This window comes from Burkholderia glumae LMG 2196 = ATCC 33617 (assembly GCF_000960995.1).
GTDB lineage: Bacteria > Pseudomonadota > Gammaproteobacteria > Burkholderiales > Burkholderiaceae > Burkholderia > Burkholderia glumae.
In genome coordinates this window covers 1,624,970-1,645,005 of sequence record NZ_CP009434.1, presented here as the reverse complement: position 1 = coordinate 1,645,005, position 20,036 = coordinate 1,624,970, and the positions used below count along the sequence as shown (strand labels likewise).

17 protein-coding genes are annotated in these 20,036 nt (G+C 72.0%); 12 read left to right on the top strand and 5 right to left on the bottom strand.

Annotated features, from left to right (window positions below; all coding sequences use genetic code 11):
- Positions 1 to 155: 155 nt before the first annotated feature.
- From KS03_RS08125 to KS03_RS08105, 5 genes are read left to right on the top strand one after another with little or no spacing between them, the layout of a single operon-like run.
- Positions 156 to 608, top strand: coding sequence for a MarR family winged helix-turn-helix transcriptional regulator (locus tag KS03_RS08125; RefSeq protein ID WP_012733987.1), 453 nt, complete (start codon positions 156 to 158; stop codon positions 606 to 608).
- Positions 605 to 2,743, top strand: coding sequence for an FUSC family protein (locus KS03_RS08120; protein ID WP_012733988.1), 2,139 nt, complete (start codon positions 605 to 607; stop codon positions 2,741 to 2,743). Before KS03_RS08125 ends, KS03_RS08120 begins: the two co-directional genes overlap by 4 nt.
- A 32-nt stretch (positions 2,744 to 2,775) precedes the next feature.
- The gene (locus tag KS03_RS08115; protein ID WP_012733989.1) at positions 2,776 to 2,994 is read left to right on the top strand and encodes a DUF1656 domain-containing protein; all 219 of its coding nucleotides are present in this window, start codon (positions 2,776 to 2,778) and stop codon (positions 2,992 to 2,994) included.
- The gene (locus tag KS03_RS08110; RefSeq protein ID WP_012733990.1) at positions 2,991 to 4,040 is read left to right on the top strand and encodes an efflux RND transporter periplasmic adaptor subunit; all 1,050 of its coding nucleotides are present in this window, start codon (positions 2,991 to 2,993) and stop codon (positions 4,038 to 4,040) included. Before KS03_RS08115 ends, KS03_RS08110 begins: the two co-directional genes overlap by 4 nt.
- Positions 4,037 to 5,587, top strand: coding sequence for an efflux transporter outer membrane subunit (locus tag KS03_RS08105; protein ID WP_373429763.1), 1,551 nt, complete (start codon positions 4,037 to 4,039; stop codon positions 5,585 to 5,587). The genes KS03_RS08110 and KS03_RS08105 overlap by 4 nt, the downstream gene beginning before the upstream one ends.
- Before the next feature lie 110 nt (positions 5,588 to 5,697).
- Here KS03_RS08105 and KS03_RS08100 read toward each other — a convergent pair whose 3' ends face one another.
- From KS03_RS08100 to KS03_RS08090, 3 genes are all read right to left on the bottom strand, one after another.
- Entirely contained in the window at positions 5,698 to 8,190 is a 2,493-nt protein-coding gene (locus tag KS03_RS08100) for a TonB-dependent siderophore receptor (RefSeq protein WP_045678743.1), read from the bottom strand.
- A 168-nt stretch (positions 8,191 to 8,358) separates the two neighbouring features.
- Positions 8,359 to 9,348 carry a FecR domain-containing protein gene (locus KS03_RS08095; RefSeq protein WP_012733993.1) on the bottom strand — a complete coding sequence of 330 codons (990 nt, stop codon included), beginning with the start codon at positions 9,346 to 9,348 and terminating at the stop codon, positions 8,359 to 8,361.
- Positions 9,349 to 9,352: 4 nt separating this feature from the next.
- Positions 9,353 to 9,862 carry a sigma-70 family RNA polymerase sigma factor gene (locus KS03_RS08090; RefSeq protein ID WP_012733994.1) on the bottom strand — a complete coding sequence of 170 codons (510 nt, stop codon included), beginning with the start codon at positions 9,860 to 9,862 and terminating at the stop codon, positions 9,353 to 9,355.
- Positions 9,863 to 10,024: 162 nt separating this feature from the next.
- Here KS03_RS08090 and KS03_RS08085 point away from each other — a divergent pair, with 162 nt between their 5' ends.
- The 3 genes from KS03_RS08085 to KS03_RS08075 all read left to right on the top strand — a co-directional run bounded on the left by KS03_RS08085 (position 10,025) and on the right by KS03_RS08075 (position 12,948).
- Complete coding sequence (locus KS03_RS08085) at positions 10,025 to 10,978, top strand: helix-turn-helix transcriptional regulator (RefSeq protein ID WP_012733995.1); 954 nt, start codon at positions 10,025 to 10,027, stop codon at positions 10,976 to 10,978.
- 207 nt (positions 10,979 to 11,185) lie between these two features.
- Positions 11,186 to 11,899: a fumarylacetoacetate hydrolase family protein gene (locus KS03_RS08080; protein WP_012733996.1), complete on the top strand. Its 714-nt coding sequence runs from the start codon at positions 11,186 to 11,188 to the stop codon at positions 11,897 to 11,899.
- Between the two features lie 185 nt (positions 11,900 to 12,084).
- Positions 12,085 to 12,948, top strand: coding sequence for a CPBP family intramembrane glutamic endopeptidase (locus KS03_RS08075; protein ID WP_012733997.1), 864 nt, complete (start codon positions 12,085 to 12,087; stop codon positions 12,946 to 12,948).
- 27 nt (positions 12,949 to 12,975) lie between these two features.
- Here KS03_RS08075 and KS03_RS08070 read toward each other — a convergent pair whose 3' ends face one another.
- A complete protein-coding gene (locus KS03_RS08070; RefSeq protein WP_012733998.1) occupies positions 12,976 to 13,644 on the bottom strand; it encodes a MarC family protein in 669 nt (222 codons plus the stop codon).
- Positions 13,645 to 13,934: 290 nt separating this feature from the next.
- Here KS03_RS08070 and KS03_RS08065 point away from each other — a divergent pair, with 290 nt between their 5' ends.
- Positions 13,935 to 15,020 (top strand): calcium:cation antiporter, encoded by a 1,086-nt coding sequence (locus KS03_RS08065; protein WP_012733999.1) that lies wholly within the window; start codon positions 13,935 to 13,937, stop codon positions 15,018 to 15,020.
- Between the two features lie 66 nt (positions 15,021 to 15,086).
- On the opposite strand, the gene KS03_RS08060 is transcribed toward KS03_RS08065, so the two are convergent.
- The gene (locus KS03_RS08060; protein WP_012734000.1) at positions 15,087 to 16,043 is read right to left on the bottom strand and encodes a LysR family transcriptional regulator; all 957 of its coding nucleotides are present in this window, start codon (positions 16,041 to 16,043) and stop codon (positions 15,087 to 15,089) included.
- A gap of 299 nt (positions 16,044 to 16,342) precedes the next feature.
- On the opposite strand from KS03_RS08060, the gene KS03_RS08055 reads away from it, so the two are divergent.
- The 3 genes from KS03_RS08055 to KS03_RS08045 all read left to right on the top strand — a co-directional run bounded on the left by KS03_RS08055 (position 16,343) and on the right by KS03_RS08045 (position 19,861).
- On the top strand, positions 16,343 to 17,515 hold the full coding sequence (locus KS03_RS08055) for an HPP family protein (protein WP_012734001.1): 1,173 nt from the start codon (positions 16,343 to 16,345) through the stop codon (positions 17,513 to 17,515).
- A 103-nt stretch (positions 17,516 to 17,618) separates the two neighbouring features.
- Positions 17,619 to 18,032, top strand: coding sequence for a MarR family winged helix-turn-helix transcriptional regulator (locus tag KS03_RS08050; RefSeq protein ID WP_026051790.1), 414 nt, complete (start codon positions 17,619 to 17,621; stop codon positions 18,030 to 18,032).
- A gap of 32 nt (positions 18,033 to 18,064) precedes the next feature.
- Positions 18,065 to 19,861, top strand: a complete 1,797-nt coding sequence (locus KS03_RS08045; protein WP_012734003.1) for a chloride channel protein — start codon at positions 18,065 to 18,067, stop codon at positions 19,859 to 19,861.
- Positions 19,862 to 20,036: the final 175 nt, after the last annotated feature.

The window sequence follows — 20,036 nt, the reverse complement described above, 5'->3', positions numbered from 1 at the left end:
CGGCCGGGCCGTTGCTCGGGCGTGGCATGAAAACCACATCGTCCGGCCCCCGCTCCAGCCTCCTGCCGGCAGGAGGCCGCCGGCCCGCGCGCCGCGCCGTGCGCCCGCGAATCAGTTAGCTTGCTATCGAATGGATTTCCGCTATCATGCCGGCCATGATGAATCTGCATGATCTGCGCCTCGCCGTGAGCAGCACGCTGACCATTGCCGCGCGCAAGTGGCGGCGCACCAGCGACTCGGTGCTGACCGCCTACCACGTGTCCGAGGCCTGCGCCACGCCGCTGTTGATCGTGGGCCGGCTCGGCGAGGCGGTGCGCCAGGTCACGCTGGCCGAATACGTCGGCATCGAGGGGCCGTCGCTGGTGCGGCTGCTCGACCAGCTCTGCGCGGCGGGCCTCGTGCGCCGCGACGAGGATCCCGACGATCGCCGCGCGAAGACCATCACGCTGACCGACGCCGGCCGCGCGGTCACGGAGCGGATGGAGGCGGACCTGCGCGCGCTGCGCGCCAGGGTGCTGAAATCGGTCAGCCGCGCCGACCTGGAAGCCACGCTGCGCGTGCTGGCCGCCTTCAACGAGGCGGGAAACCGCGATCACGCCGCCTCATGAGCTATCCGTCGATCCGCGACTGGCTGTTCTCGACCAAGACCTTCGCGGCGTCGATGCTCGCGCTCTATCTCGGCCTCTATTTCCAGCTGCCGCGCCCCTACTGGGCGATGGCCAGCGTCTATATCGTCTCGAACCCGTTCGTCGGCGCCACGCGCTCGAAGGCGCTGTACCGCGTGCTGGGCACCGCGCTCGGCGCGGCCGCGGCGATCCTGCTGGTGCCGCCCTTCGTCGAGACGCCGTTCCTGTTCAGCGTGATCGTCGCGCTCTGGACCGGCACCCTCCTCTATCTGGCGATCTCCGATCGCACCGCGCGCAGCTACGTGTTCATGCTGGCCGGCTATACGATGCCGCTGATCGCGCTGCCCACCGTGACCGATCCCGCCACGGTGTTCGACGTCGCGATCGCGCGCACCGAGGAGATCACGCTCGGCATCGTCTGCGCGAGCGTGGTGGGCAGCGCGATCCTGCCGAACCGGCTCGCGCCGACGCTGATCGAGCGCACCGACGCCTGGTTTCGCGACGCGGCGTTCTACGGCCGCGAAACGCTGTCGGGCCATCTGGCCGGCAAGGCGCTGTCCGCCTGCCGGCAGCGGCTCGCCTCCACCGTCTCCGCGCTGGAATTCCTGCTGAGCCAGCTCGGCTACGATCATTCGTCGCCGCGCGTGCTCGCGCGCGCCGAGGCGCTGCGCGGGCGCATGCAGCTGTTCCTGCCGCTGATGTCGGCGCTGGCCGATCCGCTCGTCGCGCTGATGCGGGAGCTCGAGCAGTTGCCGGCCGAGCTCGAGGCACTGCTGGCCGACGCGGCCCGCTGGTTCGACGCGCCGCTGCCGAGCGCCTCGGAGGCCAGCGGCGGCGTCCACGAACCGGAGGCCGACCGGCTGCGCGCGCGGATCGCGGCGCTGCAGCCGCGCGGCGCGGCGCTCACGCGCTGGGACGGCGCGCTGCTGTCGAACGCGCTGTGGCGGCTGCGCCAGGTGATCGACGTGTGGCAGGACTGCCGCGCGCTGCGCGCGCTGATCGCCAACGAATCGGGGGTCTGGCAGCCGCGCTACCGGCACTGGCGGATCGGCGGCACCGAGCGCTATTTCGATCGCGGCATGATGCTGTTCTCCACGCTGAGCGCGGGCGGCGCCATCGTGTTCGCGTGCTGGCTGTGGATCTCGTCGGGCTGGGCCGACGGCGCGGGCGCGGTCACGCTGGCGGCGGTGGCCTGCTGCTTCTTCGCCGCGCTCGACGAACCGGCGCCGATGGTGTTCCGCTTCTTCACCGCCACCTGCGCGAGCGTGGTGCTGGCCGGCCTCTACCTGTTCCTGGTGCTGCCGCACGTGCACGACTTCGCGATGCTGGTGGTGATGTTCGCCGGGCCGTTCATCCTGATCGGCACGCTGATCCCGCGCCCGCAGTTCAATCTCGTGACGATGCTGGTGGCCGTCAACACCGCCACCTTCATCAGCATCCAGGACGCCTACCAGGCCGACTTCCTGATCTTCCTGAACAGCAACATCGCCGGCGTGGCGGGGTTGCTGTTCGCGTTCGTCTGGACCCGCGCGACGCGCCCGTTCGGCGCCGAACTCGCGGTGCGGCGGCTGCTGCGCTCGAGCTGGCAGGACGTGGCGAAATCGGCCTCGGCGCAGCCGGTGCGCGACCAGCGCAACCACGCCTCGCGGATGCTCGACCGCGTCACCCAGCTGCTGCCGCGGCTGGCCGCCTCCGACGATCACCGCCATCCGTCGATCGAATCGTTCCGCGACCTGCGCGTGGCGCTCAACGCGCTCGATCTGCAGCGCACGCGGCGCCGGCTCGGCGGCGAGCTGCCGGCCGCGATCGACCGCGTGCTCGACGGCGTCAACGCGCATTTCACCGCCTGCGCCGACGCGAACGCGCGCCAGCCGGTGCCGCCCGCGCTGCTGGCCTCGATCGAGGCGGCGCTCGAGCGCCTGGCGCTGCGCCAGCCGGGCCAGGACGGCGCCTCGGCCGGCACCGAATCCGGCACCGCGCCGCGCGAGGCGCGCCCGGCCGCCGCGCTGCAGCGCGGGCTGCGCGACGCGCTGCATGCGCTGGTGGGCCTGCGGCTGTCGCTCAATCCCCTGCTGATGCAGCCCAAGCCGCCCGCAGCCGACGCCGCGCGGGCCTGAGCCGGCGCCTCCCCGTCCAACCCCAGGCAACCATGATCGGCGAACTCGACATCTTCGGCGTCTACGTACCCGCACCGCTGGTGCTGATGCTGATCGCCTATCTGCTCAACATCGTCGTGCGCGCGATCTTCACGCGCGTCGGCCTCTACCGTTTCGTCTGGCACCGGTCGATCTTCGACCTCGGCATCTACGTGTTCCTGCTGGCCGGCGTCGTGCTCATCTCCCACCATTTCGTGGCTACCCCAACGTGAAAAGAACCTGGTTCTCGGCAGGACAGATCCTGCTGACCCTGATCGTCGCCGTCGTCGCGGCCCTCGTGCTGTGGCGCATCGTCAACTACTACATGTTCTCGCCCTGGACCCGCGACGGCCACGTGCGCGCCGACGTGATCCAGGTGGCGCCCGACGTGTCGGGCCTCGTCACCGCGGTGCCCGTGGTGGACAACCAGGCGGTGCGGCAGGGCCAGGTGCTGTTCGTGATCGACCAGGCCCGCTACACGCTCGCGCTGCGGCTGGCCGAGGCCGCGCTCGCGCAGCGCCGCGCCACGCTCGCGCAGGCGCGCCGCGAATACGCGCGCAACCTGAAGCTCGGCAACCTGGTGGCCAGCGAGCAGTTGGAGGAAAGCCGCACGCGCGTCGAACAAGGCGAGGCGGCGCTGGCCGACGCCCAGGTCAACGTCGATACCGCGCGGCTCAACCTGCGGCGCACCACCGTCGTGAGCCCGGTGGACGGCTACCTGAACGATCGCGCGCCGCGCGTGGGCGAATACGTGCCGGCCGGCCGCGCGGTGCTGTCGGTGGTCGACCAGCATTCGTTCCGGGTGGACGGCTACTTCGAGGAAACCAAGCTGAGCGGCATCCATATCGGCCAGCCGGTGGACATCACCGTGATGGGCGAGCCGCGCGTGCTGCGCGGCCACGTGCAGAGCATCGTCGCGGCGATCGAGGACCGCGATCGCTCGCAGGGCGCGAACCTGCTGCCGAACGTGAATCCGGCTTTCAGCTGGGTGCGGCTCGCGCAGCGGATTCCGGTGCGCGTCTCGCTCGACGAGGTGCCCGACGATTTCCGCCTGATCGCGGGACGCACCGCGACCGTGGCGATGCGCGCGCCCGGCTCGCCCGCCGCGCCGCGCCGGCTCGGCGCCGCGGCGGCCGGCACGGCGTCGGGGCTGCCGAGCCCGGCGCATGCGACGGGCGCCTCCGGCCCGGCGCGCGTCGCAGGCACGGCCAGCGCCGCCCGGCCGACCGGCGCCTCGCCACCGGCATCGCAGGCGGCCACGGCCGGCGCCGCGCCATGACGCGCCGCTTCGCGCCCGCGGCCGGCCGCCCGCCGGCATCGCCATCGCGCCGCGCCGCCGCCATGGCGGCACTCGCGGCGGCGCTGGTGCTCGCGGCCTGCACCACCGTCGGCCCCGACTACCGGCTGCCGAAGCAGGCACTCGTCAACGCGCCGCTCGCCGGCGCCCCGCTAGACGGCGCCGACGACGGCCGCGCGCTCGTCTCGCACGAGGCGGTCCCGGCCCGCTGGTGGCGGCTCTACGACGATCCCGTGCTCGACGCGCTGGTGCAGCAGGCGCTCGACTCCAACACCGATCTGCGCGTGGCCGCGGCGAACCTGGCGCGCGCGCGCGCCGCGCTCGAGGTCGAGAGCGCGCAGGGCGGCTTGACCGGCAATCTCGAGGGCGGTGCGCAGCGCGCCCAGGAGTCGGCCGAGCAATACCTGCTGACGGACAAGCTGCCGGTGGTCAACGAAGGCGCGTTCAACTTCAACGTGTCCTACGAGTTCGACCTGTTCGGCAAGCTGCGGCGCGGCGTCGAGGCCGCGCGCGCCGACCGCGAAGCCGTGAAGGCGGCCGGCGATCTCGCGCGCATCACGGTGGTGGCCGAGGTCGTGCGCGCCTACGTGGAGGCCTGCTCGGCGGGCGAGGAACTCGCGATCGCGAAGCGGTCGCTGGACCTGCAGCGCCAGCGCGTGGCGCTCTCGCGGCGGCTGCGCGACGCCGGCCGGGGCAGCCAGCCCGAGGTCACGCGCGGCGTGGCGCAGGTGCAGACGCTGGCCGCCGACATCCCGCGCTTCGAGGGCCGTCGCCGCGTCGCGCAATACCAGCTGGCCGCGCTGCTGGCGCGCTCGCCGGCCGAGCTGCCGGCCGCCGCGCACGGCTGCAGGCAGTTGCCGAGCCTGAAGCAGGCGATCCCGGTGGGCGACGGCGCCGCGCTGCTGCGGCGGCGCCCCGACGTGCGCGAGGCCGAGCGCCAGCTGGCGGCGGCCACCGCGCGGATCGGCGTGGCGATCGGCGCGATGTATCCGACCGTGAGTCTCGGCGCCTCGGCGGGCACCACCGGCATCTTCGGCGATCTGCTCTCGTCGCGGACCAACCGCTGGGCGCTCGGCCCGCTGATCAGCTGGACCTTCCCGGCCAACGGCCAGCGGGCCCGCGTGCGCGAGGCCGAGGCCGCGACGGGCGGCGCGCTCGCGCACTTCGACGGCGTGGTGCTGAACGCGCTGCGCGAGACGCAGACGAGCCTGGCGACCTACGCGGCCGACACGCAGCGCGCCGACGCGCTGCGCACCGCCTACCAGTCGGCGCGCGATGCGGCCGAGGAAACGCACCGGCTCTACGCGGCGGGCCGCGAATCGTTCATCTCGGATCTCGATGCGACGCGCACGCTGACGAGCGTGCAGGCGCGGGTCGCCGCCGTGCAAGCCCAGGTCGCGGCCGATCAGGTGCGCCTGTTCCTTGCGCTGGGCGGGGGCTGGGAGGAGCCGGCCGCCGCCGCGGCGGAGCCGGCCGGCGCGATGCCGCCGGCGGCGGGGCCTGCACCGGCCGGGACCGGCGCGCGCTGAACCGGCGGCACGGCGTCGAACCGTGCCGCCGCGCCGGGCCGCGCCGGGCCGCGCCGCGCGATGCCGCCAACCCGCGCCGCGGGCTCGCACGCCCGCCTCGCCCGGCCGGCTCAGAATTGCAGCGTGGTGGTCAGCAGCACCTGCCGTGCGTCGCCGATCGATACGAAATAGCGGTTCGCGCTCGACGGGTAATAGGTGCGGTTGAACAGGTTCTTCACGTTCAGCTGGAACGACAGGCGCTGCCTGCCGATGCGCGTGTCGTAGGTGGCGAACGTGTCGAACAGCAGGTAGGACGGCAGCGTGAAGCTGTTGGCCGAATCGCCGGGCCGCGAGCCCACGTAGTGCGTCGCGCCGCCGATGCGCAGGTCGTCACCGCCGAACAGCGTGCCGAGGTCGTAGACGGCCGACAGCGATGCCGTATTGCGCGCCACGTTCCAGAGCCGGTTGCCGGTGTAGAGCGGGTCCTCGGTGGTCTTCGCGTCGAGGTAGGCGTAGCTCGCGATCAGGTCCAGGTGCGCGCCGATCCGGCCCGACACGTCGAGCTCCACGCCGCGCGAGCGCGCGCGGCCCGAGGTGCGCCAGTCGGTCAGCTTGGTCACGTCGTTGAACTGCGAGACCAGCACGTTCTTCTTGTCGATGTCGAACAGCGCGAGCGTGCCCGTCATGCCGCCCGGCATGTCGAGCTTCGCGCCCACCTCGTAGGCGGTGGACTGCTCGGGCGGCGTGGCGCCGTCGATGATGTAGCCCGAGGCGAGCGTGGCGATCGACGAGCTCGGCTTCAGCGATTTCGAATAGCTGCCGTACAGCGAGAACGTCCGGCTGGCCTGGTAGACGATGCCGGCGCGCGGCAGCCACCGCGTACCGTCCAGGTTGGTGTTGGCGACGAACGGGCGGCCCTTGCCGGCCAGCTCGCTGAAGCGCATGAAGCGCACGCCGCCGCTCACGATCCACTTGTCGGTCAGATGCACGGCATCCTGCGCGAACAGGCCGAGGCTGTGCAGCTTGTCGGTCTGGTCGCTGTCGGGCGGCGACACCGTGGAGGACGGCGCGATCAGGCCATAGACCGGGTTCAGGTAGTTGAACGGCACCGACACCGCCTGACGCAGCAGGTCGGCCCGGTAGATGCGGCGGTATTCGCTGTCCACGCCGAACTGCAGGTCGTGCTGCATGCCGGCCAGCCGCAGCTTGCCGTTCACGTAGGCCACGCCGTAACTGTCGGTGCTGAGCGCGCCGTGGGTGGCATCGTTGCTGCGCGTGAGCGTGCCCCTGGCGGGGTTCAGGCCGGTGATGCGCACTTGGTTCGCGTCATAGGTCTCGCGGTCGTAGCTGTAGCCCAGGTGGGCGCTCCAGTCCGGGCTGAACTGCTGGTCGGCCGACAGCTGGAACAGGTTGGAGGCGCCGACCAGGTTGTTCCAGGGCTCGTCCAGCCGCTCGCGCGCGGGGATCGCGAGCGGCCTGCCGGTGCGCGGGTCGAGCGCCGTGCCGCGATCGAACGGATAGAGAAAATCGCGATGCTCGTAGGACAGCACCACCTGCGTGTCGCGGCCATACCAGGCCAGCGACGGCGCCACCAGCGTCTCGCGGCTGGTGCCGAAGTTGCGCCAGTAGGGCGTGTCGGCGTGATCGGCCACCAGCCGGTAGGCCAGCTTCGTGTCGCCGATCGGGCCTGTCAGGTCGAGCATCACGTCGCCGCCGTTCTTGCCGTGCCCGTAGGTCTCGCCCGTCACCGCCACGGTGTTCGAGCGCACCAGTTGCGGCACCTTGCTGAGCACGTTGACCACGCCGCCCGGGTCCATGATCCCGTACAGCAGCGAGGCCGGCCCCTTCAGCACCTCGACGCTGTCGGCGGTGGCGTCCAGCGCCCGGCCCTGCACCACCGGCATGCCGTTGCGCATGATCGAGCCGTCGCGGTTGTCGCCGAAGCCGCGCTTCATGATCGCGTCCTGCGTGCCGGCCAGCGTGTTGCCCTGGGTGATGCCGCTGACGTTGGCGAGCGCGTCGTCGAGGTTGCGCGGTTTCTGGTCGCGCAGCACCTGCGCCGGCACGATGTTGACCGCCTGCGCCGTGTCGAGCACCGGCGCGTTCGAGCGCGTGACGTTTGCCTCGCGCGGCGGGCGGTAGCTGTCGGCCTTCGCCGCGCGCCGCTCGACCACGATGGTGGCGAGCGCGGTGGCCGGCAGCGGCGCCGTGCCGGCCGCCGCCGCGGCATGCACCAGCGTGTAGCCGCCGCTCGGCTGGCGCAGCGCGCTCAGGCCGCTGCCCGACAGCAGCTGGTCGAGCGCCTGCGGCACGTCGAACCGGCCATGCAGCCCCGGGCTGCGCAGGCCGGCCACCTGCTCGGCCGGAAACGCGAGCAGGATGCCGGCCTCGTGGCCGAAGCGGTTCAGCGCGCCCTCCAGCGGGCCGGCCGGGATCGCGTAGCGGCGCGCCGCCACCGCGGCCGCCTCGCCGGCCTCGGCGGCCAGCGCGGCGGGCGGCACCAGCGCCGTCAGCAGCGCGGCGGCCGCGAGCCGGCCGGCCAGGCGCCGCGGCACGAGCGCGGCGGAATCGGTCGCGCGGCACGCGCAGAAGACGGAGGAACGGCTGGTACGGGTCGGTTGCATGATCGGAGAATCGGGAAACGAGGGCAAAAAGAGTGGCTTTCCTGTTCCCTGTCACGCGAACCAGGCAAAACAGCTCAGATTTTCTGAAAATAGTTTGTGAAAGGCGGCGGACGGCCTGACCGCTCGGGGCCGGCCCAAGCGGCCCAAGCGGCCCAAGCGGCGGGCCGCTCAGCCGCTGCGCGACGGCACGATCCGCACCCAGTAGCGCGTGAAGTATTCGATCTCGATCGGCAGCGTCGCGCGCAGCGTCTCGAACACGCGGACGGTGTCGTCGAGCGGATAGCTGCCCGACACGCGCAATCCGGCCACGGCCGGATCGCACTGCACGTAGCCGTGCCGGTAGCGGGCCAGCTCGGCGGCCAGCTCGCCCAGGCGCAGCTTCGAGGCCACCAGCATGCCGTCGGCCCAGGCGCCGGCGCCGGGCCCGAGCGGCTGCGGCTCGCTCACCGCCGTGGGCGTGACGGCCGCGCGCTGGCCGGCCGCGATCACGCGCGGCGCCGCGCCGGGTTCGCCGGGCCGCGCGCGCACGGCGCCCTCGAACACGCCCACCCGCAGCAGGGCGCCGTCGAGCCGCGCGGCGAAGCGCGTGCCGAGCGGCGCCAGCTCGCCCGGCGCGGCGGCCACCACCAGCGGGCGCACCGGCCGGCGCCGCTCGTGGCCGCTCGTCACCATGATCCCGCCGCGCAGCAGCACGATCCGGCGCGTGGCGGCGTCGAAGCGCACGTCGATCGCGCTGTCGGTGTCGAGCACCACCTGCGTGCCGTCGGCCAGCGTCATGCGGCGCCGCGCGCCCACCGCGGTGCGTGCGTCCGCGGTCCAGACGGCCCACTGCCGCGCCGGATCGAGCGCGCGCACGCCGCCGAGCGCGAACACCAGCAGCGCCAGCGCCTTGATCGCGGCACGGCGCCCCGGCGCGCGCGCCGGCAGCAGCGCGGCACGCGCGACCTCGGCGTCCAGCCCGGCGGCAAGCTGCGTGAAGCGCCCCTGCACGGCCTCGATGTGACGCCACGCGGCGTCGTGCAGCGGATGCTCGGCGCGCCAGCGGGCCAGGCCCGCACGCGCCGCGGCGTCGGCATCGGCGCCCTGCGTTTCGACCCACCATTGCACGGCGCGCTGCGCGACTGCCGGCGGAATCGCCGGTTTCGGTTCGGCCGCCATCGGCTCAGAACGCCATCGCGAAGAAGCATTGGGCGGCGGCGCGCGCCAGATGGCGCTTGACCGTGGACAGCGACACGCCCAGCTCGGCGGCGATCTCGGCCTGCGAGAGCCCGTCGAGCTGGGCGAGCAGGAAGGCGCGCCTGGCTGCCGCCGGCAGGCCGTCGAGCAGCCGGTCGATCTCGATCAGCGCCTCGAGCAGCAGCGCGCGAGCCTCGGGCGACGGCGCCTGGCGCTCGGGCTGCGCGGCCAGCGCGTCGAGATAGGCCTGTTCGACGCGCTCGCGCCGCCAGTGGTTGTAGAGCACGCGCTGCGCGACGGTGGTCAGGAACGCGCGCGGCGCGTCGGCGCCGATCGGCTCCTCGCGGGCCAGCAGGCGCATGAACGTGTCGTGGGCCAGATCGGCCGCGCGATGCGCGCAGCCGAGCCGGCGGCAGAGCCAGCGCTGCAGCCAGGCATGGTGGCCGCTGTAGAGTGCATCGATTTCGCGATGTTGAAGCAGTGTGTTGGCCGACATCGAACCCTTCCCCGACCGTCGCGACGGTTTTTTTGACTTAAATGAGAATGATTATTATATACAATAACAAAAACATTTCATGCCATCCTGTGTGATCCGCGCCACCCCTGCCCCAACCGCTGTACCATCCCCGCTCGACCCGCACCACCCCGCTTCACCGCCATGCCAGCCAATCCGCAGCCGCGCACCTACGCGATGCCCGAGCGCAGCGACCGCCTCGACTTCTACATTCGCGACCAGACCAGCCGGCAGCCGATCACCGAGCCGCACCGGCACGCGTATTTCCAGATCCAGTTCAACCTGGGCGGCGACACCGAGCAGCGCATCGGCGGCGTGACGCGGCCGTTCCCGCGCGGCGCGCTGGCGTTCATCCTGCCGTTTCGCGAGCACCTGATCCCGCATCCGCCCGGCGCGCACTTCATCGTCATCAACTTCTCGCAGGCGTTCCTGCGCGCCGATCTCGACGTCGATCCGCTCGACCTGGACGAGGTGCCCGTGCAGCGCGCGCCGGAACTCGCGCCGTTCCGCTTCCAGGAGCGGCTCGACTACATCCTGACGGGCGACGCGTTCGACGACGCGCGCCGCCTCGCCCAGCGCATGCTCGACGCCGACCGCGAGCGCGGCTTCGGCTCGGCCACGCTGCTGCGCGGCTACCTGCTGCAACTGATCGGCCTGGTCAGCACGCAATACGCGGGCGCGCTCGGCCGGCTCGCGAAGAGCCACGGCGCGCAGCAGGCCGGACGGCGCGATGCGCTCGCGCGCGTGATGCGCCACGTCCGCGCGAACCTGACGAGCGGCGAACTCACGCTGGCCGGCACCGCCCAGGCGGCGTTCCTGTCGCCGAACTATCTCGCGCACCTGGTCCGCAAGGAGACCGGCAGCACCTTCACCGAACTCGTCACCGCGCGCCGCATCGCGCTCGCGCAATCGCTGCTCGCGCACACCACGCGGCGCATCGCCGACATCGCACACGAGGTCGGGTTTCGCGACGAAGGCTATTTCTCGCGGCGCTTCCGGGCCTGCGTGGGGATCTCGCCGAAGGATTATCGCGAGGCGAACGGCGCGGCCGGCGTGCTGCGCGGCGAAGCCGCGAGCGCGGCCGGCGGCCAGCCGTAGGACGGCGGCGCGCAACAGTGGAACGCGACGGAGCTTCGCCGCCAAGCGGGCGGGCAGGCCGCCGCCGATAGCCAGCTAGCGTAGATTTGTCCAGAATGTCGACAGCCGTGTCGCATCGCGGCGCGGCCGCGCTTGTTATCGTGTCGTCGGGCCGTGCCGGCACGGCCGCCTGCTTGCGCCTTTTCCGTCTTCGATGCGAGTTTCGACATGACCGATCATTCCGCTTCCTATGCCATCCAGCCGCCCGCCGTCGCCAGCGTGGCGATCGCCGGTTCGCCGGCGCGCTTTGCGCTGCGCCGCGTGTTCTGCGTCGGCCGCAACTACGCCGAGCATGCGCGCGAAATGGGCGCCGATCCGAGCCGCGAGCCGCCCTTCTTCTTCTCGAAGCCGGCCGACGCCGTGGTGCCGGCCGAAGGCATCGTCCCCTATCCGCCGCTGACCTCGGACCTGCACCACGAGATCGAACTCGTGATCGCGGTGGGCACCGGCGGCACCCGTATCGACCCGGCTCGCGCGCTCGAGCACGTCTGGGGCTATGCGGTGGGCGTCGACCTCACGCGCCGCGACCTGCAGGCCGAGGCGAAGAAGCTCGGCCGCCCGTGGGACTGGGCCAAGGGCTTCGACGCGTCCGGACCGGTCACGCCGCTGCGCCCGGCCGCCGAGGTCGGGCACCCGCGGAGCGGCCGGATCTGGCTGTCGGTGAACGGCACGACGCGCCAGCAAGGCGACCTGGCCGACATGATCTGGCCGGTGCCGGACATCATCGCCTATGTGTCGCGCTCGATCGAACTGCGGCCGGGCGACCTGATCTTCACGGGCACGCCGGCCGGCGTGGCGGCGCTGCAGCCGGGCGATCGCGTGGAAGGCGGCGTGGACGGCATCGCGTCGTTCGCGTTCACGGTCGGAGCCAAGCCGCAGTAAGGCAGGCATCGCGGCGGCAGGCGGCCGCGTGCGCCGTTCCGCACCCGCCGCCCGCGCGCCATCGGCCCGAGGGCGCCGGTGCGCCCGGCGCCAGGCCTGGACCGGCCTTTCACCGGAGCTACATCAGCAAAACGCCGCAGTGCCTGGGCTATGATGTGCGCCCGTCAGTCTCATCGGTCCCCTATATGTCCCACCTCTCCCCCCTGCTGCCCTGGGCAGCCATCTTCGCCGCCGCGCTGCTCGCCTGGTGCCCGCGCCTGCGCGCCGCCAGCCTCGTGCTGGCGGCCGTCGGCTACGCCGCCGCGTTCGCGGCCGGCCAGCTCACCGCGCTCGCACTCGCGCCGCTCGCGGGCCTCGCGCTGGCGGCCTGGGCGATCCGCGCGGGCCGCGCCTGGCCGCTGCGCCTCGCGGGCGGCATGCTGTTCACGATCCTGGCGGCGGCGCTCTCGCTGCATCTGCTGCCCGGCTTCCACAACCCGCGCGTGATCACCGCGGTCCGCTTCACGCCGGACGCGGTGCCGTTCACGATGTACCTGAATGCCGACAAGGCGCTGGTCGGCTTCTGGCTGCTGTGGGTGCTGCCGTCGGCCGTGCGGCCGGTGCGCTGGAGCAAGTCGCTGCCGCTCGGCGCGGCCGCCGCGCTCGGCACGGCGCTGGTCTGCCTGGCCCTGGCGGCCGCGCTCGGCGCGGTGGGTTGGGCGCCGAAATGGCCGGCGGCCGGCTGGCTCTGGCTTGCCAACAACCTGCTGATCGTCGCGCTCGCCGAGGAGGCGCTGTTTCGCGGCTGGCTCCAGCGCGGCCTCGAGCTCGGCCTCGCGCGCGCCCCGGGCGGCCAGTGGCTGGCCCTGCTCGCGGCCTCGCTCGTGTTCGGTGCGGCCCATGCCTCGGGCGGCGTCGCGTTCGTCGCGCTGGCCACGCTGTCGGGGCTCGGCTATGGCCTCGCCTACCGCTTCGGCGGCCTGCGCGCGGCCTGGCTCGCCCACGCCGGCCTCAACGTCGTGCACTTCGCGCTGTTCACCTACCCGCTGCGCGCGGCGACGGGCGCCTGAGCGCCCGGCGAGGGCCGCGCCGCCGCCTCACTTGGCCTGATCGGCCAGCGGCTGCAGGAACGCCGAGAACCCGGTCAGCATGATCTGCACCCCCACGCACAACAGCAGGAATGCCGACACGCGCTGCGCGACCTTGGTGCCCTCGGCGCCGAGGTAGCGCGCGAGCACCTCGGCGCGGCTGTAGGTCTGCCAGATCACGAGCGCGGCCAGCGCCGACACGGCCACCGAGACGATGCTCGACATCAGGAACTCGGAGAGCTTGTGGGTGCGGTTCGCGTTCAGCGCGATCGCGGTGGCGACCGAGCCCGGCCCGACCGTCAGCGGAATGGTCAGCGGGAAGAAGGCGCGCGCCATCACGTTGTGCGGGTTGAGCGGCTTGACCTCGGCCTCGCCGCCGGGCACGTCCGGCGCGTTCAGCATCTGCCAGCCGGACACGGCCACCGCGAAGCCGCCGCCGATGCGCAGCGCCTCCATCGAAATGCCGAAGAAGTGCAGCACCGGCGTGCCGAGGAAAAACGCCACCATCAGCACGATGAACGCGTTGATCGCCACCTTGCGCGCGAGCGCGGCGCGCTGGTGCTCGTTGAGCGAATCGGTGCGCTCGAGAAACAGGAAGGCGATCCCGAACGGATTGAGGATGCCCATCAGGCCGGTGAAGCCGAACAGGGTTTCGGAAATCAGGCGGTGGAAAATCATCGGTCGAGAAGGAAAGACGACGGCGTCCGGCCAGGCGGACGGAATCAGGCCGGCGCCATTGTAGTGCAGCGCTTCGGGCATGCGGCGGCGGCGCGAACGATTTGATGACGAGGCAGGTATGCCGTGCGCCGCCGCGCCGGCTCGGGTGCCGCGGCAGGGCCGCCGCCGGGCCGCGCCCCAAGCCTCGAAAGGGCCGGAACGCCGCGGCCGCCTGCTAGAATCGGGCACGGGTGAACCCGCCCAGGGACGCCGAGGCCGCCCCCGATCAACCAAGCCACCCAGGACCGCCGATGCCGAACTCTTCGCACGCCTTGCCCCGCTGGACGCTCGCCGCCCCGATCGCGGCCTGGCTGGTACTCGCGCTGGCGGGCTTCATTCCGTTCGCCTGGCTGGCGATCACGCTGATCGCGGCGGCGCTGGCCGGCTCGGTGTTCGCCGCGGTCCATCACGCCGAGGTGGTCGCGCATCGCGTCGGGGAGCCGTTCGGCACGCTGGTGCTGGCGATCGCGGTGACGGTCATCGAGGTGGCGCTGATCGTCTCGGTGATGCTGTCGGCCGGCCCCGAGAAATCGGGCCTCGCGCGCGACACGGTGTTCGCGGCGGTGATGATCGTCTGCAACGGCATCGTCGGGCTCTGCCTGCTGGTGGGCGGCTGGCAGCACGGCGAGCAGGACTTCCAGGGACGCGGCGCGAGCAAGTCGCTCGCGGTGCTGGCCTCGCTGTCGGTGCTCTCGCTGGTGATGCCGAACTACCTGAACGCGGCGCCGGGTCCGCAGTTCTCCACCTCGCAGCTGGCCTTCGCGGGGGTCTCCTCGCTGGTGCTCTACGGCGTGTTCGTGTTCGTGCAGACGGTGCGCCACCGCGATTATTTCCTGGTCGCCGAAAGCGCCGACGAGTCGATCCACGCGGCACCGCCCACGGCGCGCGTCGCGCTGACCAGCGTGGTGTTCCTGCTGATCGCGCTGGTGGCGGTGGTGCTGCTCGCGAAGCTGCTGTCGCCGGCCGTCGAGCGCGGCGTGCTGCGCCTGGGCGCGCCGGAGGCGGCGGTCGGCATCGTGATCGCGGCGCTGGTGCTGCTGCCCGAAGGGCTTGCGGCGGTCGGCGCGGCGCGCGCGAACCGCCTGCAGACGAGCCTGAACCTCGCGCTCGGCTCGGCGCTGGCCAGCATCGGGCTGACCATTCCCACCGTGGCCGCCGTGTTCATCTGGACCGGCCAGCCGCTCACGCTCGGCATCGGCCCGATGGAAACGGTGCTGCTCGCGCTCACGCTGCTGGTCAGCACGCTGACGCTGAGCGCGGGCCGCACCACGGTGCTGCAGGGCGTGGTCCACCTCTCGCTGTTCGCCGCCTACCTGTTCCTGTCGGTCACGCACTGACGCCGGTGCCGGCCGCGCCTCGGGCCGGCAGGCGATGCGCCGGCCGCCCCGCGGCCTGCGCGGCGCTCAGGCGCCGGCCGGCACGGTGCCGGCCAGCCGCTCGAGCTCGACCAGGTCGTTGGCGAGCGCCGGGGTGAGCGTGGTGCGCAGATGATCGAGGAAGGTGCGCGTCTTCGCGTCGAGATAGCGGCGCGTGGCATACACGGCATAGACGTGGATCGTGTGCAGCCGGTAGTTCGGCAGCACCCGCACGAGCCGCCCGGAGCGCAGGTCGTCGAGCGCCGTATAGAGCGCGATCGAGCCGATGCCGCGGCCCAGGCGCAGCGCCACTGCGAGCGCGTCGGGCACGTTGACCTGGAACGGCGAGGACGGCAGCTCGAAGCGCCACTCGTCGCCTTCGTCGCTCTCGAGGCGCCATTCGCCGCCCGGCGACGACGGCGTGTCCAGCCGCAGGCAGACGTGCCTGGGCAGATCGTCGGGCGTCTTCGGCACGCCGTGGCGCGCCAGATACTCGCGCGAGGCCACCAGCACGCTGCAGCTCTCGCCGCAGGTCTGCGCGACGTAGCCCGAATCGGGCAGCTGCGAGGCCGTGACGATCGACACGTCGTAGCCCTCCTCCACCAGGTTCGGCATGCGCTGCGCCAGCGTCAGCTCGATCGACACCTCGGGGTTGTCCTCCTGATAGCGCGCCACGGCCGGCACCACATGGCTCTGCCCGAGCCCCGTCATGGCGTGGATGCGCATCCGGCCGCTCGGCTTGAGCAGGGCGTTGCGCGCCTCGGCGTTGGCGTGGTCGATCTCGGCCAGGATCGACTTCGATCGTTCGAAATAGCGCTGCCCGCTTTCCGTCAGGCCGAGGTGGCGGGTGGTGCGGTGCAGCAGGCGCGTCTGCACGTGGGCCTCGAGATTCGAGACGGCACGCGACACCTGCGCGGTCGTGGCGGCGATTTCCTTGGCAACGGCGGTGAAGCTGCCGGCCTCGACGACGCGCACGAACAGCCGCATGTTTTCGAGCATGTCCATGGGGAATCAGGGAAACGGGGGAGCCGGCGAAGCCGCCGCCCCTCGGGGCCCGGCGGCCCCGGCGGCACGCGCGCGGGCTCGGCCGGACAAGGGGCTGGGAAACGGCATCGCACGCGGCATTTTGTTGGATTCGAGTTTGATTTGAAGCAATTGGGGCTGCGGCGAATTGTACGCCCATGATAGGACGAACGCTTGTTCGCGATCACACACTTGGCGAGGCCAGACAAGCGCTCACCATGATAAATATCATGTTGCGATATAATTCGCGGCCGTCCGATCGCCGCACTCCAGATCCGCCCATGTCGCCTTTGCCGTCACATCCGCCCCCGTCGTTCACTATCCGCCTGCGCGCCTGGCTGCTCGGCTTCGCGCCGGTGCCGGTCGTGCTCAGTTCGCGCGAGCGGCTGCGCTCGTGCCTCGGCGCGCTGCTCGGCATCGCCTGCGTGGGCCTCGCGACCAGCGTGCTGCCGGGCATCCCCGCCGCAGTGCCGATGCTGGTCGCGCCGATGGGTGCGTCGGCGGTGCTGCTGTTCGCGGTGCCGGCCAGCCCGCTCGCGCAGCCCTGGTCGCTGATCGGCGGCAACTTGGTGTCGGCGGTGCTGGGGGTGGCCTGCGCGCGGTGGATACCGTCGCCGGTGGCGGCCGCCTCGCTCGCGATCGCCGGCTCGATCGGCGCGATGCTGGCGCTGCGCTGCGTCCACCCGCCGTCGGGCGCGGTGGCGCTGACCGCCGTGGTGGGCGGGCCGTCCGTCCATGCGCTCGGCTTCGGCTTCGTGTTCGAGCCGATCGCGCTGCAATCGGCGGCGCTGCTGGCCACCGCGCTCGGCTATCACGCGCTGACCGGCCACCGTTATCCGCACCGCGGCACGGCGCGGCGCGAGGCCGACCGGCCGCCCGCACGCGGCTTCTCGCGCGAGGATCTGGAAGCGGTGCTGGGACGCCGGACCGAATGGCTCGACGTCTCGACCGACGATCTCGACGCGCTGCTGCGGGAAACCGAACTGCACGCCTATGCGCGCTCGTTCGGCGCGCTGAGCTGCGCCGATCTGGTCGCGCATCCGCGCGTGACGCTGGAGGCCGGCACGCGCGTCTCGGCCGCGCTCGCGCTGCTCGACCGGCTGGGCACCGACGCGCTGCCGGTGGTGGACACGGCGCGGCATATGCTCGGCGTCGTCACGCGCGCGCGACTCGCGCCGCTGGCCCCGGCCAACGCGGCGCAAGCCCACGGCGCCCGGCATACCGCGACGATCGTTGATGCGCGACACGATCCGCCAATCGCCGGAGCGCTCGTGGCGGACGTACCGCGTATCCTGTCCACCGAACCGATCATCGATCTCGTGCCGCTGTTCGCCGAGGCGGGCGAGCCGGTGATCGCCGTGGTCGACGCAGCCGAGCAGGTGGTCGGACTCGTCACGCAGTCCGACCTGATCACCGGACTGTACCGGGGCACGCGGGAGCGCGAGGCGGCCTGAGCGACCCCCGAAAACAATGAGCAACCTCAACAATCCCGCTGTCAGACGGCCATATATATCACGATATGATATATTCATCGATTCCGCCCGACCTGGAATCATGATGACCGAATCCACTCACCTTCTGCAGAAAGCCGATTTCGAACAGCTGTCCGAGTTCCGCTACCAGATGCGGCGCTTCGAGCGCTTCTCCGAGCGCGCGGCGCACAACGAGGGCGTGACGCCGCTGCAATACCTGATGCTGCTGCACATCAAGGGCTACCCGGCGCGCGAATGGGCCACCATCGGCGAGCTGGCCGAGCGGCTGCAGGCGCAGCATCACGGCGTGGTCGCGCTGGTCTCGCGCTGCGAGGCGGCCGGGCTCGTCAAGCGCCGGCCCAGCGCGAGCGACCGGCGCCAGGTGGAAGTCCATCTGCTGAAGGCAGGCGAGGCGGTGCTGGTGCGGCTCGCCGCGCTGCATCGCGCCGAACTCAAATCGCTGCGCGGCGCGTTCCAGGTGCCGCAAATCGACTACTAGCCCCATTTTCCCGCTCCCCGTTCCCCACCATCATGCATGCCACTGCGCCGCACCAGCGCGATTTCGCGCCGAACCTCCGCCTGCCCCGCATCGCCATGCTCGCCGCCGCGATCGGCGTGACCAGCACGCTCGCGGCAGTCGCGCTGCTGAACCTGATCCACCTGTTCACGAACCTGTTCTTCTTCGGGCGCTGGTCGCTGGTCGGCCGCTCCCCGGCCGGCCACGCGCTCGGCGCCTGGGTGATCGCGGTGCCGGTGATCGGTGGCCTGATCGTGGGGCTGATCGCGCGCTTCGGCTCGGAGAAGATTCGCGGCCACGGCATTCCCGAGGCGATCGAGGCGATCCTGTTCGGCAAGAGCCGCATGTCGCCGAAGGTGGCGGTGCTCAAGCCGCTCTCGTCGGGCATCGTGATCGGCAGCGGCGGACCGTTCGGCGCCGAGGGGCCGATCATCATGACGGGCGGGGCGCTCGGCTCGCTGCTCGCGCAATGCTTCAAGGTCACGGCCGCCGAGCGCAAGACGCTGCTGGTGGCGGGCGCCACGGCCGGCATGACCGCCGTGTTCGGCACGCCGGTCGCCGCGGTGCTGCTGGCCGTCGAGCTGCTGCTGTTCGAATGGCGCCCACGCAGCTTCCTGCCGGTGGCGCTGGCCTGCGCGGTGGCCGGCTTCGCGCGCGCGCTCTGCTTCGGCAGCGCGCCGCTGTTTCCGTTGACGACGGCCGCGCCCTCCACGTCCGCGCTGTGGGTCTGCCTGCTGGCCGGGCTGCTCTCGGGCGCGCTCGCCAGCGGCCTGTCGGCCGCGCTCTACCGCACCGAGGATGCGTTCGGCAGGCTGCCGCTGCACTGGATGTGGTGGCCGGCGCTCGGCGGCGTCGTGGTGGGCATCGGCGGCTGGCTCGAACCGCGCGCGTTCGGGGTCGGCTACGACGTGATCGGCGATCTGCTGCATGGGCAGCTCGCGCTGCACGCCGTGCTCGCGCTGCTCGCGGTCAAGGCGGTGATCTGGGTGGTGGCGCTCGGCTCCGGCACCTCGGGCGGCGTGCTGGCACCGCTGCTGATGCTGGGCGCCGGACTCGGCACGCTGCTGGGCGCCGCGCTGCCGGGCAGCGATCCCGCGCTGTGGCCGCTCGTCTGCATGGCCGCCACGCTCGGCGCCACGCTCGGCGCGCCGCTCACGGCGGTGGTGTTCGCGTTCGGCCTGACCCACGACGCCACCGCCCTGCTGCCGCTGCTCGCGGCCACGCTGGTCGCGCACGGCTTCTCGTCGGTGGTGATGCGGCGCTCGATCATGACCGAGAAGATCGCGCGGCGCGGCTATCACATCTATCGCGAGTACGGTGTCGATCCGCTCGAACGGCACGAGGTGGCCGAGGTGATGACGCGCGAGGCGATCACGATCGACGCGGCCACGCCGCTTGCCGAGGTACGGCGTGCCTACTTCGGCGCGGACCAGAAGCATCGCGCGTACCCGGTGGTGCGCGACGGCGCGCTCGTGACGATGCTCGACCGCGCCGCGCTCGAAGGGCTCGAGGCCGCGCACGGCCCGCACGCGCGCCTCGCCGATGCGCTGCACGGTGCCTCGCGCGGCGCCTGGGCGCTGCCGCACGAAACCTGCCGGCTGGTCGCGACGCGGCTCGCCGTGCATGGGCTCGAACGGCTGCCGGTGATCGCCGGCGATGCCTCGCCGCAGCTGGTGGGCGTGGTCGCGCGCAGCGATCTGGTCAAGCCCGCACTGCGCCACTTCGACGAGGAGCACAAGCGCGAGCGCTTCCACGGCATGCGGCTGCCGCGCGCCGCGCGCGCGCGGCGGCGCATCGCGCGCACCGGCTGACGGCGCCACGGCCTCGCGAGGGCCGCGGCCGCGCTAGCCGAGCGGCACGGATCGCGCGCCGCCGTTGTCACAAACCGTCACGAATTTAAATCTGCTTAACAGACTTCGGCCGCGTTTTGCGTCATCATGAACGCCAATGCGATGGGGCCACCGCTCAGCATGCACGCTACGCCAG

Excerpts from the sequence above, each read along its gene's own strand:
- KS03_RS08055 (WP_012734001.1), top strand. The coding sequence starts at position 16,343 with ATGTCGCCTTTGCCGTCACATCCGCCCCCGTCGTTCACTATCCGCCTG.
- KS03_RS08115 (WP_012733989.1), top strand. The coding sequence starts at position 2,776 with ATGATCGGCGAACTCGACATCTTCGGCGTCTACGTACCCGCACCGCTG.
- KS03_RS08085 (WP_012733995.1), top strand. The coding sequence starts at position 10,025 with ATGCCAGCCAATCCGCAGCCGCGCACCTACGCGATGCCCGAGCGCAGC.
- KS03_RS08045 (WP_012734003.1), top strand. The coding sequence starts at position 18,065 with ATGCATGCCACTGCGCCGCACCAGCGCGATTTCGCGCCGAACCTCCGC.
- KS03_RS08080 (WP_012733996.1), top strand. The coding sequence starts at position 11,186 with ATGACCGATCATTCCGCTTCCTATGCCATCCAGCCGCCCGCCGTCGCC.
- KS03_RS08100 (WP_045678743.1), bottom strand. The coding sequence starts at position 8,190 with ATGCAACCGACCCGTACCAGCCGTTCCTCCGTCTTCTGCGCGTGCCGC.
- KS03_RS08120 (WP_012733988.1), top strand. The coding sequence starts at position 605 with ATGAGCTATCCGTCGATCCGCGACTGGCTGTTCTCGACCAAGACCTTC.
- KS03_RS08050 (WP_026051790.1), top strand. The coding sequence starts at position 17,619 with ATGACCGAATCCACTCACCTTCTGCAGAAAGCCGATTTCGAACAGCTG.
- KS03_RS08105 (WP_373429763.1), top strand. The coding sequence starts at position 4,037 with ATGACGCGCCGCTTCGCGCCCGCGGCCGGCCGCCCGCCGGCATCGCCA.
- KS03_RS08070 (WP_012733998.1), bottom strand. The coding sequence starts at position 13,644 with ATGATTTTCCACCGCCTGATTTCCGAAACCCTGTTCGGCTTCACCGGC.
- KS03_RS08075 (WP_012733997.1), top strand. The coding sequence starts at position 12,085 with ATGTCCCACCTCTCCCCCCTGCTGCCCTGGGCAGCCATCTTCGCCGCC.
- KS03_RS08060 (WP_012734000.1), bottom strand. The coding sequence starts at position 16,043 with ATGGACATGCTCGAAAACATGCGGCTGTTCGTGCGCGTCGTCGAGGCC.
- KS03_RS08095 (WP_012733993.1), bottom strand. The coding sequence starts at position 9,348 with ATGGCGGCCGAACCGAAACCGGCGATTCCGCCGGCAGTCGCGCAGCGC.
- KS03_RS08125 (WP_012733987.1), top strand. The coding sequence starts at position 156 with ATGATGAATCTGCATGATCTGCGCCTCGCCGTGAGCAGCACGCTGACC.
- KS03_RS08090 (WP_012733994.1), bottom strand. The coding sequence starts at position 9,862 with ATGTCGGCCAACACACTGCTTCAACATCGCGAAATCGATGCACTCTAC.
- KS03_RS08065 (WP_012733999.1), top strand. The coding sequence starts at position 13,935 with ATGCCGAACTCTTCGCACGCCTTGCCCCGCTGGACGCTCGCCGCCCCG.